The sequence below is a fragment of the Candidatus Nomurabacteria bacterium genome, from assembly GCA_023898465.1.
Lineage (GTDB): Bacteria > Patescibacteriota > Patescibacteriia > HK-STAS-PATE-3 > HK-STAS-PATE-3 > HK-STAS-PATE-3.
Genome location: CP060223.1, coordinates 835,326 through 850,947 on the forward strand (window position 1 = coordinate 835,326; position 15,622 = coordinate 850,947).

The following is a 15,622-nucleotide window of genomic DNA, read 5'->3' on the forward strand; positions in this document are numbered from 1 at the left end:
AGGTTACGATGCGATGCCGTTCTTTCCACCAAAGAGGAGATTCGCATGATTATCAATGCACCGCTCCGCAACAAGATTGGCCATGATGTGGCCAGACGAGCTGAGGATCGCTTCGAGGATCCTGCATGCCACGTGCACAAGGATCGCTGTCCTGACTGCGACGAAAACACCTTGGAGCTGCATCGACTCGACAAGGGCGACATCGTTGCCCACTGCCCTTGCGGTTTCCGCGAGCAAGGCACCTGGTCACGCCGCTCCGCAACCCAAAGCACCCCCAAATCTCCCTAGGGGGTGTTTTTTCTTTCCTCGAACTACTGTGGGGCTCTTTTTATATAGCAATATTCACCAAACACTAATAATGTCCAAAATAAAATGGCCAAATCGTTTTTAAAATACGGCACATCAACCAGGCCATGACCTAGTAAAGCAGTCATGGCAAGAAGCAAGGCAAGGGCAAAAGCTTTTTCCTGACCCTGGGCAACGCGATAGGCAGTAATGACATTGCGATAGTAGCGAAGGATGAGAAGAAGAAAAAGCAACAAACCAAGCGCGCCCATTTCAGACCAGAAGTTCAACACCACATTATGCGGATACTGCAGCAACTCCACGTGTGCAGCGTCCCGATACACATCGTAGAGAGCCGGGAATCCAGCCATGCCTGCACCGGTAATTGGATTTGCCCGGAGCATGTCCCAAGTGCCTTGCCATAAACGCAAACGCACATCGTCTGAGGTATCACTAAAGGTTAAACGGCTTATGGCGTAATCGCGGGTTTGCGGTATCGCAAAGATGAGGGCGAGGAGAATCAGGCCAACAGCTACCCACTTCTTCCTCTGCTTGCTCAAGAGGGCCCATAAGACCAGCGCCATGGCAATTCCCAACAAGGCACCTTCGGATACTGCTAATGTAATAGCGATGAGTCCGAAAAAAAGTACGGCCCAACGGAAATAGCGTTCATGGCGCGCTAGACTGCCGAGCTGGGCAAGTAAACCAAAGTACAGGGCAACGATCGGAGCGACAAGTAAACCAACCGCATTTGGGAAATCAAATACTGATGAGAAACGCGGCGGGATTTCTTGACTCCAGGGCAATGGGGAAGGAATAAGTGTGGCGAGTTGAAAGATACTTACCAGACCAATAAGTATTACACCAATACCAAGCACGCGAATTGACCAGAGCTTCAAGCCCGGTTCCTGACCTAGAGTAAAGTAAAAAACAATCGCAAAAAGCACTGGCTCAAGAATATATGCGCGCCATAACCCTAAACCGGCAATTGAATCGGCTGACCAAAACGTGGCAAGGAGGCCGGCAATTATCCAAAAAAGCGCCAAGCCAAAAAAATTACCAGGTAGGCCTTTTCGTATCGCTCTATAGACTTTCCATATGCTTCGTTCCCGTCGTAACATTTCCCAGCCCCAGGCAATGAAGAGGATGACGAGGAAAAATTCTAACAAGGTAGTTGGTACGCCCACCAGCGAAAAACGAATAAGGTAAGACGGCAGAAACATCAGAATGAAAATAACCCCCCAGGAGCGTTTGTAAAATACTGCAGTGGTATAGAGGATTAAACTTGTCGCAACAAGGACGGGGGTCATGACTGTTTTTGTAGGCTAATATTCTGCACCGCTACCATCAAACCAAAGAGGAACCAGATATGCATGATGAAGAGAATGGAGAAAGTGTTGTACTGAATAAGTATACCAATAAAAGCAAGAAGGAGAGCAAACATCACCGCACGCAGATATGGATCGCGACTATATCGAATCGCTTTGATTGATCGCCAGAACAGCACAACCAACAAGGAGAGATAGGCAAAGAAGCCAAGGAGGCCCGTCTCAGCCAAAAGCTCCAGAAACTCATTATTCACAATCAACCAACCATTGGGCGGCTGGACCAGTGCAATATCAGCCACAGCTGGGCCAAAGTTACCAACTCCTACGCCAAGATAAGGATGGGCCTGGAACAAATCCCACGCTTGGGTAAAGGTCTCGGCACGATCAAAGTAAGAAGCGCCACTAAAAATATCCGTCGCCTGTTTAGTAAAGGTATCAACCGACTCCTGAGTATCACCGCTGAGACCGAGGAACTGCACTGCTCCCCATCCAACAATCAAAGCAACAACTACCCCGAGCACAATCCAATGCGGAGTAAATACCTTTTTCCAATACACTAAAGCTAAAATCATGAGCATGACCGCAAAGGAGATGTAGGCGCCACGAGAAAGAGTCAGCACAAAGTTCACACCCAGTAACAGTATAAAGGCGACCAGGAAGAGACGCGATTGCTTGCCCTTACCTGAAAGCACAAAAACTAGCGCAAGACTCAATGGGATCAACAAAAAGTTTGCGTAGTAAAGTGGCTCGAGAAAAGTCGATTGAATGCGTGGGAAACCAAATACGTCGCTGGTGTAGAGATCACGTAAGCCGGTCAGAGAAGGAGGTAGGCCAACTAAATCTCCCATGAACTGATAAAGCCCAAATACACCGATGATGCTAGTGCTCACGAAAAGGATAGTAATGAGCTTATCCAAATCATTGCGTCCCCGGATAAGCTGCGGTACTAACCAACTCACAATAACAGTAAAGGCAACAAAGACCCAAACCGTTGTTGCTCGGAAAGCATTCTCTGCCTGACTAATCGACACCAGCGCAATGAGTAAGAAGAGGACTCCTAACCAAAAAGTTGGATTAGGTCGGAAACTCCATCGCTTACGTGTAAGAAGGAGGAGCAACCAAGCTACTAAAGTTAGCCCTCCAAATACCTGACTGGAACGTAGGGTAAATCCAGCAATATCAACTGACCCTACCCGCTCAAAAGGCAGGAGAAAAACCACCGCCAACAAACCAAAGCGCGGTGAACGCACCGTTAGGTACACTAGCACTAAAAAGATACATAAGCCGATAATGCTGCTAAAGCCGAGTATGCCAAATTTTGCGACAGCAGCAGCGCCAAATAGGGTCAGAATACTACCGAGCAGCCAACTAGGCCATGTGGTGGGGAGGATTTTCATGCTTATGCTTTAGCATACCATATCGACGGAGGCCAGCCCGAAATCCCCAATACGGCGTCAGTAACCAGTCAGGATGCCCTTTTCCATAGTAAAACATGCAAGAAAGGATTGCCCGTAGCTTACGCAAGAAAAAATGTGGGAGCTGCCAGCGAGAAAAATGCTTCAGCATGAAATAAAATTCGTTGGCAAAAAAATCTTCATACCATTGTCGGCGCTGGGCATTGCGACTGCCACCACTATGATAGGCCAGGTGCACCACAGTCACGGTCGGATCAAAGACAAGCTTCCAGCCAGCCTTCACCACGCGGAGAGAAAAATCCGTCTCTTCCCGCATTGCATTCCCTACAAACTGCGTATCAAAACCACCGGCCTGATGTACCGCCTCAGCCCGAAAAGACATGTGCCCACCACGAGGCGCGTTAATTTCCACCCGTTCATGTCCTGTTGCATTTGCGTATACCCGACCGGTCTCATCGACCCAACACGCTCGACCGCTTTGCTCTTTATTCAGCTGAGTATTTCTATCTTCGACTCGACCGCCAACTCCACCTATCTCTGGATCAGCATAATTTACCACGTGCTTCTGGAGCAGGAGCGGGTCACGAACCTCAGTATCATCATCGAGGAAAAGAAAAATCGAACCGTTTGCATGCTCTACTCCAACATTCCGTGAGTGACAAGTCCCTTTTGCTTCAACGTGATGATACTGTACTTTCTTTGGATGTTCAGCCACCATCGACTGTAGGGCTGTATTTACCACTGCGCTTGAATCAACTACCACAATTTCATAATCCGGATAATCCTCTTGTAAGAGATCCTTTACCAAGGCAAGGACGATTTCTGGACGATTCAAGGTTGGAATGATAACTGAGACCTTTGGCGTGTTAGACATCGGGCCCTCCACTCTCTGATCCACCGAAGCGACTAGGCAGTAACTCGCGAATCAATTGCGCATCAAAGCCCTTCACTAAATAGAGGGCTGCGGCGTACACACCAAACGCAAAAGCCACCTGCACCAAAACGTGCATGCTCGAAGTTAACCAAATCACTGCGGCCATAGGTATACTCGCCGCCAGGGCACGTAACGCGTACTTGAAATGAAGCTGGAAACCAACTCGACGACGAATCAACCAGTAACCAACAAACATGATAGTGAATTCGGTTAACACGGTTCCCACTGCCGCACCATAATATGAAAAAGGAGGAATGAGCACAACGTAACTGATTAGCCCAAGGGCTGCCACCACGAGATACGCCCAAACCATTTTACGCTGGGCATTAATTGCCACGATAGTGTGTCCAGATAAACTACCAAGGAAGAGGAAACCAACAGCAAAAATAAGCACCTGGAAGATTGGGCCGGCCGCGGCGTACTCCTCACTGCCACTGATGAAAGCAATGAGAGGCCCGGCAATTAAAAAGCCGCCGATGATTAGAGGAATCGTTGCCATGAGTAGTGCATCAAAAGAACGCTGGAACACATGAATGAAGCGTTCGCGTTGCACAAAAGCTGTCGCAGTTAACACTGGTAGGAGTAAGCCAACAAACATGTTGGGGAAGGTGATGAGAATTTCCAGCACCTTATAGGCTGCTCCGTATAAGCCCACATCTTCAGCCGGCTTCATGAGCGAAAGGAAAATGGTATCGAGCCGGAAGTATAAAAGGTTTAATACTACCGAGAGTGCTAAGGGAGCCGTCTCTTTCAATATGTAGCCCCAGTACGGCCAATCAAAACGGAGTCGAATTGGCTCATACTTTAATGCTGCGGCAAAAGAGATAAAGAAATTTGTGGCACTACCCAATACCACCGCAGCAATGATGGCCAACAGACCCATCTGCAATGCAATGACTCCCATAACTCCACCCAGTAATACGACGCGGCCGGCCACCTCCCCTAAGACCACCCAGCGCATGGCCAGATGCTTTTGAAAAATGCCAACCAGCAACTGATTCATGGCAATGAAGAAAAAGGAAAATACTCCGACCACCATACCTTGGCGAACCAGTGGACCATAAGGAAGGAGGAAGGCGATAAGTAGGCCAATGCCTAACAAAAGCACTGCTGCAAAAATTCGGACACCGAGAATATTCCCTATCGCGTGCTCAGCATTTGCCTCTGGCTTAGAAATCTCTCTCACCAAAATTAAGTACAAGCCAAGGTCCGCTACAACGGAGAAAAAGCCAAGATAGGCAATTACTGTCGTGTAATATCCATACTCACCAGGACTGAGGTAACGCAGCATAAGAACCACGGTAATGAAACCGAGGGCAGTGCCAATCACCTTGCCAATAAACTGCAAAATCGTATTGCGTCCAACTTGTCCAGCTAAACTCATAGGCGCTCCTTATGCGTACTCAGGGTATCTGGAAATAGCCTTCTGGTCAATTATTCCAATACATAATTGACTTTCAGCGCACGTGTGGTAAAACAAAATCCCCTTTGCTCTTTTCTATCCCGCCTCTCGAAGGAGTCACTATGGCACGCACGTCCTTTGCTGCTGGTACCATGCCTTCCCTGAAGGGCGAAGAAGAGTACTTCGGTACACAAGATCGGCTTTCAGCGATTCTCAACTCACATGGACAAACCCAGGTCCCTGGAGGACCGGAGCTATACCTGCCCCGCTCAGTTGCGGAAGATCGGCAAGTGCCTGTCCGCGGAAATCCACCGAATCTGCCACGCGAGCTGGATCACGTCAAAGGCATCATGCCGATTCCGGAAGATGTCCCGGCTGGCGCATATCAGATCTACCTGGTCTATGTCGATCCCGGATATAGCTACCAGGCAATACAGCGAGTTCTCGCTAGAGACACCGTCCGGCATCCGGCCTTGGTCATTGCCTGCAATGAACTTGATATCCTGGTAGCGTCGGACGAGCTGTCTCCGTACTGGATCTGGCTTGCCTTTGGCACCACGTCTGCGGGAGTGAGTCCGGCCGACGTTCTGCACACGCTACCACGGGGCGCTGTTCCTCTCACGATTGTGGAGTGCATGCATCTCCTGGTCCAATACGATTGTCGTGAACTTCTTTCAGACGGCGCTATTCTCTGCGCCGGATCGAGAAGTACCAACGGCACACTACCGCTACTGCACTTCCACTCCGCCTTTCCGTTCCGATGGGTGCGCCGTGATCAACCGATCAAGCATCATCCAAACTCGACGCTTCGGGCAACTACCCTCAACTTCTTCACGCCTTTCCGTCTTCCCCTCAATGACTACAAAGGGAAGCCGGGTAGCGCCGCGAATAACTGAGCTCCAACGCCTGATACTTACTAGTGTCAGGCGTTTTCCTTTTTCATAAGATTGCCAGTGTCTAGCGAAGGACAGGGTTGACAAAAAGGCCTCTTTCATGTATGCTCGTCTGTTTTATGGAAACCATATTTCCTCGTCTACAACACTGGATCAATACCCAACCCAAGACGCTTTTTATCAGCATCGCCACGCTTGGTGGATTGGGCATACTCCTGAGCGCTGCCAGCGCAAACGGACTGGCCTTTGCTTTGCTGCTTGGTGGCATTGCTTTCTGGCTTGCCTTATTCCGACCACATTGGCTGGTCTTTCTTTTAGCTGCCTATATTCCTTTTGAACCTTTTGTACTCAAGTACGTTTCTGATGACCTGTATGTGTACATCCGGTACGCATCCGAATTACTCATCTACCTCCTGGTTTTTGCCGCGCTTGTCTATCGTCTGCGCTCCCGTACTCACTTCTCGCTAGGTCCAAACTCTTGGTGGCTAGTCTTTTTCTTCGGCAGCATCATCATAAGTATTTTTATGAACTCCGTTCCTGTAGCCACGGCTATTTTAGGAACCCGTCAGATTATCCGCTTCATGCTACTTGGCTTAGCTGTAGTGAATCTACCTCTTTCCAAGCGCTTTGCAAAAACTATTCTCTGGATGATAATCGGTATCGCCGCACTGCAATCACTTATTGGATTAGGTCAATCACTCATCGGCGCCCCAGCTGATAATATACTTATCCCAAGCGAAGAACGACTCTTTGGCTCAATTTTACTTACCCCAGGAACTGATCAATATTGGGAAGGTGGACAGCGTATTACTGCCACCATGGGACGCTATGACCAACTAGGCACTTTTCTCTCTTTTGTACTCCTCTTAGTAGTTGGCTTATTGTACGAGCATCCCAAACTGCAAACTAAGCGTAAGTTGTTAGCCATACTCATGCTTGGAATTGCCGCACTCGCCTTAACATATTCACGTGCCTCCTGGTTTGGTTTTGCTCTGGGTTTTGGGGTGATAAGTGTCTTTTTGAAACGCGACAAACGAGTCATGATTGCGGGATTTTTACTCATCGCTTTTGTTGCACTCTACCCATTCTTTACCTCGCTAGTTGTTGACGACCTAATTGACCAACCGAACATGCCGATTGTTGATCGCTTGTATGAGGCTTTTTCCTATGAACGCTGGCGCAGTGAATACTATGGTCAGGGACGCGTCTTCTTTATTATTGAAACTGCTACAAAGGTGTTCCCAGCTGCCCCGGTCTTTGGCTTTGGGCCTGGTCAATACGGAGGTGGAGCGGCTGCTGCACTTGCTAACACTACCGTCTACGATCAACTAGGTATCCCTTTTGGTATCTATGGCTATACCGGACAAATTGATAACAACTGGCTGGCCTTACTCGGTGAAACAGGCGCAGTCGGCGTCCTCCTTTATATGGCGCTCTTCCTCAGCATCATTCGCTATTCCTGGCGCGTCTATCGACAAAGTGAAGATAAGATGATTGCCGGATTTGCGCTTGGCTTGATTGGTGCAATCTTGGCTGCTGCTTTTGAGGGCGCACTTGGTACTCACTTTGAAGTACGTACCCTGGGTGTCTATCTCTGGCTTTTCCCGGCTTTGCTTTTTGTCCTGCACGAAAAAACCTCCGACTATGAAAATCGTCCAAGTCAATAAATTCGCTTATCCCCGCGGTGGGGCTGAGCGACATATGCTCGACCTGATTAAAGTGCTGCAAGCCCATGGCCATGAGGTGTCGGTCTTTGCTATGCGTCATCCTGAGAATCTGCTCTGGCCTGATAGCGACCTCTTTGTCTCACAGGTCAACTTTGAGCATCCACGTAGCTTTAGTGAAAAGTTGCGAGCTGCCGGACGAATGTTGTGGTCATTTGAGGCAGCGCGTAAATTCGGTGAACTGCTTGATCGACGTCAACCTGATCTTGTGCACGTACACAATATCTATCATCAAATCTCGCCTTCAATATTACGTGAAGCAAAGAAGCGCGGCATACCGGTCGTCATGACTTTGCATGACTTCAAATTCATTGCGCCAAACTACTTACTATATGCCGATGGTAAAGTGAGTGAAGCTACTAAACCGAATAAATATTGGAAGCTCATCCCACATCGGGAAATTAAACACTCCTTTGCTGCCTCATTACTTTGCGCTTTAGAAATGTATCTCCACAAAACGCTGCGGGTGTATGAAAAGTATGTTGATGTGTTTATCGCACCAAGCCAATTCATGGCTGACAAAGTGCGTGAGTATGGCGTGCAAGCTAAAAGAGTTGAAGTGCTAGCAAACTTTATGCCTCAGCGCGACTTGCCAAGCTCGCAAGAGAAAGGCTATGCGCTTTTCTTCGGCCGCTTAGCAAAAGAAAAAGGTGTAGATGTGCTCATCGACGCCTGGCGCGAACTCAAAGACATCCCCCTGAAGATTGCCGGTACCGGACCGGAGGAATTAAAGCTGCGCCAACAAGCTGCTAGTGTTGCTGGTCATCAGATTAGCTTTGTTGGACATCAGAATGGTAAAGCTCTAGACAAATTAATTGCCGGCGCCCGTCTCATTGTGTTCCCTTCTCGTTGGTATGAAAACCAGCCCATGAGTTTAATTGAAGCATTTCGATTTCAGAAGCCGGTCATTGCCTCACGCCTAGGCGCCATCCCTGAACTCGTGCATAAAAACGACGGTGGGCGCTTAGTACCACCGAATGATTCCGGCTCTATTACCGAAGCAGTCCGCGAGCTTTGGAATAATGCCGAGCTTCAACGCATGGGTGAATACAATTACCAGCGTAGTTTACTTTTTTCCAGCGAAGGGTATTATGAAAAATACCTATCGCTCTTTGATGAGATTAGTGACAAGTCTCAGTCTCGCACTGAAACTGCTCAGTAGTCTTGTCTTTCCGCACCTTACAGCACTCGCAACCTTGGAGGGAGTATGCGACGTTTCTTTTTGGCACTAGGCTTTTTGAGTGGCTTGGGACTCGTGCTCGGCGCTTTCTGTTTCTTCGTCCACATTACCGTGGACTGGCATGAGAGTCGAAATGAGGTACATCGCATCGGCAACATCGCCAGTCATATCATCAAAGTGAAGGAGGCAACGGGCGAATGGCCGAGCAGGATCGAAGGCGATGAAACCGACTTCTGGGGCCAACACTATCAAGTGATTCGCGAAACAGCAAGCGTCTGCGCCCTTGTCTCAAAAGGGCCAAACGAACGACTGGACACAAACGGTCGCTCGCTGATCAACAGGAAGAAAAATGGAGATGACATCGTCATCTTGATCGAGTCTCAAACGGAGGGACAGGGATTTGTCCAACAAGTGCTACGCTAGGAGATGAGGCAGTATTGTAGGGATACAGTACTGCTTTTTCTTTTACCACGGCGAGGCAGAGAAGTCCCACCTATGTGTTTATTATTACCCAATAGCCAAGGCGTCCCGGCCTTGGCAGTTTTTTTCTTTTACCTTACGCATTGACAATTTTCGTATTTTAGGGTAGAATGCTCAGTCATAATCTGACACCGTTTTTTGACACCGTTGACGGAAAGTCGTCAACAAGAACTCACGCAACCCTATCAGAGGAGGGGCGTCATGTGCGACTTGATCCGGGTATACTTCGACTGTATGCGACACGGGGAGAGGGAGGGAGATCAACTCACCGCCCTCGGAACCAGGCAGGTCTCTGCCTCGGCTGAGGCCAACCTGGCTGGAACGCGCTATCTCTTGGCCTTCCACACAGGGATGACCCGCACTTACCAGACCGCCGAGACTATCCTTTCTACCCTGGAGGGGGCCGGCTCCTTGACCCCTCGAGCAGAAGAGGGCTTCGGCGTGGTTTGGGCACTGAATCAAAAGTGGCCTATCCAGACCGCCCAAGACCAGATCAAGAGTCTCGTAGCCAGCGGCGCTGCTGAGACTGCCGCTCTTTGGACCTCCTCCTGGCCACCCGCCCTCGCCATCCTTGGACGCTTCCTTGGCACGCTGGAGAAGTGGACAACCTATGCAGCCATGCGTGCTGCTGAAGACGGATCACCGGTCGGTGATGGAGTCCGGTTCTTAGTGGCCAGCCACAGCCCCTGCGCTGAACTCGCCGCCCTCGATCCTTCCGCCACTCCGCGTCTCGGCCCGGCTGACGGTATCACCTACGAAATCGAGGTGGACATCAGAAACCTCGGGATAGTGATCACCTCCTCCGAGGTCTGGCGCTGCCCCGAAGGAGTCGAGTAGCTTTCCCGCTCTTTCGCCCTGAGACGCTCAGCGTCTTCACCCGGGCACCCGAAGCCGTAGACTTCTCCAGTCTGCGGCTTTTTTCTTTTACCACGGCGGGACAGAGACGCCCCTCCTATGTGCTTATTATTACCCCATAGCCAAGGCGTCTCGGCCTTGGCGGAGCTTATGAAGACTTGAAAAAAACACATGTTCGTGTATGATGGCCTCGATCACATAATGTACCTTGCAGATAACAAGTAGGAGGTATCAGACATGTCTGGCTTCGGAATTTCCCTCACTGAATATGAGATAGGATTCAGCTCTCAGGATCCTTGGAGTTTTACTGACAGACTCTCCCGATTGGGAGTCATGACCACCCATGGCCTGATCGTCGGGGAACTGTCATCAGGACAGGGTGACGCGATTCTCTGGATCGATGAAGCATCTCTCTCATCAGTCCCGATCCAATGGGTCGTTCCAAAATCAGCCCACACACTTCATGGAGTCACCACACACATTGTGGAAATTCCTGAAGATGAAATCATTTGCTTCGCCGATCCTCCCAAGCCGATCCGTGCCTATGGCATAGACCCCGGACTTCTATGACTGTCCACTACGACACCCATCACTTCCTGATAGGGTGTCTTTCTTTTACATTGACCCAATACCTCATTCTTGCTAATCTGGGCCCGCTACTGCTAGCACTTGAGAGTCTAGCTCATTGGAAATTGAATCCAACCAGTGAGGGAAACACATGCGACTCCAAATCACCGTGACGAATGATGTCGACGTCGACGTCATTCATCGAGTTCTCAAATCCCCTGCGTTCGCCAACAAGCTCTTCCATGAGATCGTCGGCACGCTCTTTCCTGAACAGACGGTGGGGCCAGCCGAGTTCATGATCGAGGAGCCGGTACGAGCACTGGGCTGTGTCCCTGAGACGCCTCTCGGGATCCGACTCACCCTACTCGAAGTAAGGCAGGATAGGATCCCGGTCAAGACCTTCCACCAACTGGTGGCAAAGATGACTGAGCTACTCGGAACCGCCTTGACTGCCTACCTTGGACCCAGGGCGGGTCATGTTCAGACCTGCAGCTTCCTGATGCTCGACCGCGCCATCGAAACGACGCCTGGTAGCGGGATACTGAGCACGGTCATCAACTCGGAACCTCGCTGGGTCGACCTGAGGACCTACCCCGGAGTCACCGAGTCCGCTACGACGCCGGTCGGAGCCTGCGGCTAGCCGCGACCACAAAACACCCGATTGCTTTACGTAATCGGGTGTCTTCCTTTTCTTAAGATCCAAATACATTCTCAAATAAAACGCCAAGCGGATTACTGAGAATCCAAAGTAAGTACGCGTAGCCAAATAATTGTAGCGCCACAAGCACCAACACAAGTGACCAAATACTCGCCGCAATCCATAGCTCAACCTTCCCCATCTTCCAGCGCTCACGTTTCAAAATGTGTCCCATAACTAACTGAACACCCCAGATCAATATAGTAATAACGATACCAACCACGGTAATACCGCTACCAACTTTGGCAACTAAGAGTATGTTCTTAAACTGTTGGAATTTTTTTGCTGCTAAGGCCCCAACTGCAGCTGCATCAGCAGCGCCTCGGACACCTTCTCCTCGTAGGAGAGCCTCGGCACCACTGGCCACTCCACGGGCTCGGGCTTGACCGAGCCCACGCTTCAAGGCTCTTTGTTCTGCTACCTTACCTAAGCGAGTGGTTGGTTGGGAAGCCTTTTCCTGTTGGGTAATTTCATCGCCTAGTTTACCTCCAACTTTATCTACTAGTCTCTGGCCTATAGAAGGATCTTTTGTCGTTGTTCTAGGCTGCGCTGCTTTATTCGCGACCTCTCCGTTCCTTGCTCGTTTTAGTGCCGCCTGATTATATTGCTGAGGCCTCTGTTTACTTGAAACAGAATTGGCAGGCTGCGCACTAGTTTGTGTTGCATCTTGCCCTGCAAAAGCTTGAGAGGGTGAGTTTACTTGTGCCTCGTCTTGTGATTCCTGTACATCAGCCTGAGCATGACCAAGACTATCTGCAGCAATCGCTGTGCCTAGATTAGCCGCATCATTAAAAGGCGTCCCGGTTGCTAAAATAGGTCGTATGTTTTGCGGATTGGCTTTTTTTTGACGCGCCCGACGTCGTAAACGACTCAACAAACGTTGCTGCACCTCTGGATTTCGAGGCTCAGTCGCTTGTGTGCCAGTCCCTCGCGATTGTGTTTGTTGCTCCATGCTCACTAAACTGTACGAAAAAAAAGACTTTCGAGCAAGTTCAAGATAAAATCACTTGCTGATCAAATAAACATAGAGTAGTATGCATTTGTCGGGGTTCTACCGACTTTGCACCTTCGCATCGAAGGAGGTCTCCATGCATTCATTGCTCACTTTCAGCGTTTCAGTCGCTGCATACATCGTCTTTGTGATCCTATCGGCCCGCTTCTGTGGAATGAACGATCGGGCTATGCGGCTCGCCGGTTTGATTGATCGGGTTTCTTACCCGTCCAAGATCGAGCCCGAAGACAAATCGGCGTGGCCCCGCGCTCGCACCAAGGAGGAAGTGCCATTAGCGAGTTGATCTCAGAACCGGTCTGACGCCGTACCTAGCAAGGTGCGGCGTCTTCTTTATGTAAAACCTTTTTCCTCATATGCGTGATAAGAAGACCAATTCCAATCCTTTGGATCTTTTACCAAGCTAGCACGTACTGGATTGTAGTGGATATAATGAATGAGATGGTGGAGATATTGGTCAGTATCTACTACGCGGTCATAAAAAGAATCTTGCCATATCTTTTTCATGCGACGGCGGGACAGAGACGCCCCGCCTATATGTTTATTATTACCCATAGCCAAGGCGTCTCGGCCTTGGCGGGGTATATCGGCGTCTCGGCCTTGGCGAGACTTATACATTTGTTGAGTCGTATAACTTTTAATACTATGCATCACCTCCGACACATTCTTCTTCCCTATTATCTCAAACAACACATGGATGTGATCTGGCATCACCACGTAGGCTAGCAGCCGTATCCAATGTTTCTTATGCAAGAAGAACAGAGTCTCAACGACAATCCTGGAGAGTTCTTTATTCAAGAATAGCTTTTTCCGTCGGTGGGTATTTGCGGTGACAAAATACACCCTTGTTTCAGCGTTGTAGGTACGACGAAGACGAGACATGAGGACACCTCGTGCCACCGTTTGTCTATCTTCACACTAAACTAATCCTTTTACCTTGGCAAACTACCCATACTTCGCCAGAAGTAATCGGGCTGCCTCGCGAATATCTTCCACCCGGTAAAAGATAAACTTACCTTGCGTGCTAATGCCCCATTCTAGTATTAATCCCTTCTTCGGCATACGGCACGCCAAGAGAATACGTTGTTTTTCAGCAGGGCTAAGAAATTTTTTTAACCCAATGCTTTGGGTGAGTTTACCTTTTTGATAGGTGTAACTAGCTGTCACTTTCCCATAGCGCATGAGGTTCACAATTGGGCCACGAGTTGCTTCAATAACTACGCGATCACGCTCCAGTAAAATTGTGCCGCCTTTTTTCCATTTCCATGAAGGGTAGACAACAAACAAGGCGCGATGAGGGTGCTCGCGCTGCAGACGATCAACAGTGGCGGCAACTTTACTTGGTGCCACCCAATTCGCATACAAGTTTTTCCACGGACCACCGCGTACTTCCACAGTGCGAATTGTCCAGCCACGATATGCATCAATGTTTTGAATACCACGCAGCTCTTTTGAAGAACGCACAAATTGCCACTCAGGATGAGGTAGACCAGCTGCGTCTATTTTCTTTAGCCCTTGTAGGATGGTCATAACTTACGGACAATTCCTTTCGTTGCATCGACCTCCACTTGGTCACCGTCTTTCAATACTTTGGTAGCAATCTTTGTGCCAATGACGCAGGGGATTTTTAGCTCCCGAGAAACAATGGCTGCATGCGAAGTTACGCCACCCTGCTCGGTCACAATCGCTGCAGCTTTTTTCATCGCTGCTACAATGTCCGGGTCAGTAGCAATCGAAACAAGAATATCACCGCGTTGCATTTTTGCCATATCCTTTGGACGAATAATAATCTTAACTCGTCCAGTCGCTTTTCCTACACAACCTGTCTGACCATGAAGCTCTTCACTTGATTCGTGCTTCATAGACTGCAACTGCTTCTTCATTCTCTTTGCTGCAGCGCCTACGAGAATAGTATCCCTATTCTTTTCACTGATGTAGACGCATTCTTTCACTCGTTGTTTCAGCATCGATCGAGATAAATGACCACGAGTTAAGGCGGCATGAACTTCTTTAGGCAACATGAAGCGCATTTCTTTGAGTGAAATGTGGAGACGCCGGGCAATTTCTTTTTGCAAAAATTCCATTTTATAAAGTGCATATATCTGCGCAAAGCGACGATAAATTTTTGTTACCATGAAATCACCAAAGGCTAAGAAAAGCGTTTTCCATTTTCCGCTAATTCGGTATTGTCGCAGGTAGCGTTCACGCAAACTATTTGCAGTCTGTAATTTCTTCTTTTCCTCTTTGAGCAACGCGGCGATGTCAGACTTCTGACCAATAAGTTTCACCAGCTCTTTTAGGTAGTACGTAAAATGCGCAGTTTCACCAATCCACATCCTCGGTACATAGAAGTAGCTCGCATAATGCTTTTGTATACGTTTCAGTATTTCCGGACTTATCGCATCTATCAATTGGTCAGCTCGCTGCTCTAGACCATGCTCAAATTCTTCGGTATGCGTTTGCCAGCCATAGGGTCCTGCTTCTTTATTTAAGAAAGTAGAATATATATCAGCGAATAATTTTTTCTGTTTGGCATTTTTTTGTATGGCAAAAGCAATGTGCAAAAAATCTTCACGTTCTTTCTGAATCAGTGAAATGCTTCGTGGATGAGTGAGCGCGACAAACACCTCATTTACTTTTGCTTCAGGTACTCCTTGCGTTGCTAAATACTGCTTCATCCGATCAGTGAGGTTGTTGTGAAACATATCTGCAGCAACCGGTATCCAACACCACTGATAGTACTCCGTGTGCAAACGATCATGCTCAGTATATAATTGCCACAACTTAGTATTACTCTGCTTCTCTAAGCCCGTCTCGGGTAGCTTTTCAGTAAAGCGTCGTAAGCGATCTGCT

General features: G+C 48.8%; 16 protein-coding genes. 8 read left to right on the plus strand and 8 right to left on the minus strand.

Annotation, left to right across the window (positions count from 1 at the left end; all coding sequences use genetic code 11):
• The first annotated feature begins 45 nt into the window (after nt 1–45).
• A complete protein-coding gene (locus H6760_04150) occupies nt 46–288 on the plus strand; it encodes a hypothetical protein (GenBank protein ID USN53329.1) in 243 nt (80 codons plus the stop codon).
• Between the two features lie 23 nt (nt 289–311).
• Here the strand turns inward: H6760_04150 and H6760_04155 are convergent, their stop codons facing one another.
• From H6760_04155 to H6760_04170, 4 genes are read right to left on the minus strand one after another with little or no spacing between them, the layout of a single operon-like run.
• Nucleotides 312–1,595, minus strand: coding sequence for an O-antigen ligase family protein (locus H6760_04155; protein USN53330.1), 1,284 nt, complete (start codon nt 1,593–1,595; stop codon nt 312–314).
• Nucleotides 1,592–3,010: an O-antigen ligase family protein gene (locus H6760_04160; GenBank protein USN53331.1), complete on the minus strand. Its 1,419-nt coding sequence runs from the start codon at nt 3,008–3,010 to the stop codon at nt 1,592–1,594. The genes H6760_04155 and H6760_04160 overlap by 4 nt, the downstream gene beginning before the upstream one ends.
• Nucleotides 2,982–3,902, minus strand: coding sequence for a glycosyltransferase (locus H6760_04165; protein ID USN53332.1), 921 nt, complete (start codon nt 3,900–3,902; stop codon nt 2,982–2,984). The genes H6760_04160 and H6760_04165 overlap by 29 nt, the downstream gene beginning before the upstream one ends.
• Nucleotides 3,895–5,346 carry a flippase gene (locus H6760_04170; GenBank protein USN53333.1) on the minus strand — a complete coding sequence of 484 codons (1,452 nt, stop codon included), beginning with the start codon at nt 5,344–5,346 and terminating at the stop codon, nt 3,895–3,897. The genes H6760_04165 and H6760_04170 overlap by 8 nt, the downstream gene beginning before the upstream one ends.
• A gap of 140 nt (nt 5,347–5,486) precedes the next feature.
• Between H6760_04170 and H6760_04175 the strand changes: the two genes are divergently transcribed.
• The 7 genes from H6760_04175 to H6760_04205 all read left to right on the plus strand — a co-directional run bounded on the left by H6760_04175 (nt 5,487) and on the right by H6760_04205 (nt 11,703).
• Complete coding sequence (locus H6760_04175; GenBank protein ID USN53334.1) at nt 5,487–6,260, plus strand: hypothetical protein; 774 nt, start codon at nt 5,487–5,489, stop codon at nt 6,258–6,260.
• 116 nt (nt 6,261–6,376) lie between these two features.
• Nucleotides 6,377–7,924 (plus strand): O-antigen ligase family protein, encoded by a 1,548-nt coding sequence (locus H6760_04180; protein USN53335.1) that lies wholly within the window; start codon nt 6,377–6,379, stop codon nt 7,922–7,924.
• On the plus strand, nt 7,902–9,143 hold the full coding sequence (locus tag H6760_04185; GenBank protein USN53336.1) for a glycosyltransferase: 1,242 nt from the start codon (nt 7,902–7,904) through the stop codon (nt 9,141–9,143). Before H6760_04180 ends, H6760_04185 begins: the two co-directional genes overlap by 23 nt.
• A gap of 45 nt (nt 9,144–9,188) precedes the next feature.
• Nucleotides 9,189–9,584 carry a hypothetical protein gene (locus H6760_04190; GenBank protein USN53337.1) on the plus strand — a complete coding sequence of 132 codons (396 nt, stop codon included), beginning with the start codon at nt 9,189–9,191 and terminating at the stop codon, nt 9,582–9,584.
• 291 nt (nt 9,585–9,875) lie between these two features.
• Nucleotides 9,876–10,478: a histidine phosphatase family protein gene (locus tag H6760_04195; GenBank protein ID USN53338.1), complete on the plus strand. Its 603-nt coding sequence runs from the start codon at nt 9,876–9,878 to the stop codon at nt 10,476–10,478.
• A 255-nt stretch (nt 10,479–10,733) separates the two neighbouring features.
• Entirely contained in the window at nt 10,734–11,066 is a 333-nt protein-coding gene (locus H6760_04200) for a hypothetical protein (protein USN53339.1), read from the plus strand.
• Nucleotides 11,067–11,214: 148 nt separating this feature from the next.
• Nucleotides 11,215–11,703: a hypothetical protein gene (locus H6760_04205; GenBank protein ID USN53340.1), complete on the plus strand. Its 489-nt coding sequence runs from the start codon at nt 11,215–11,217 to the stop codon at nt 11,701–11,703.
• Between the two features lie 52 nt (nt 11,704–11,755).
• Here H6760_04205 and H6760_04210 read toward each other — a convergent pair whose 3' ends face one another.
• From H6760_04210 to H6760_04225, 4 genes are all read right to left on the minus strand, one after another.
• Complete coding sequence (locus H6760_04210; protein USN53341.1) at nt 11,756–12,712, minus strand: hypothetical protein; 957 nt, start codon at nt 12,710–12,712, stop codon at nt 11,756–11,758.
• A gap of 390 nt (nt 12,713–13,102) precedes the next feature.
• Nucleotides 13,103–13,651: a transposase gene (locus H6760_04215; GenBank protein ID USN53342.1), complete on the minus strand. Its 549-nt coding sequence runs from the start codon at nt 13,649–13,651 to the stop codon at nt 13,103–13,105.
• Between the two features lie 63 nt (nt 13,652–13,714).
• Entirely contained in the window at nt 13,715–14,299 is a 585-nt protein-coding gene (locus H6760_04220; protein ID USN53343.1) for a hypothetical protein, read from the minus strand.
• On the minus strand, nt 14,296–15,474 hold the full coding sequence (locus tag H6760_04225) for a hypothetical protein (GenBank protein ID USN54065.1): 1,179 nt from the start codon (nt 15,472–15,474) through the stop codon (nt 14,296–14,298). The genes H6760_04220 and H6760_04225 overlap by 4 nt, the downstream gene beginning before the upstream one ends.
• Nucleotides 15,475–15,622: the final 148 nt, after the last annotated feature.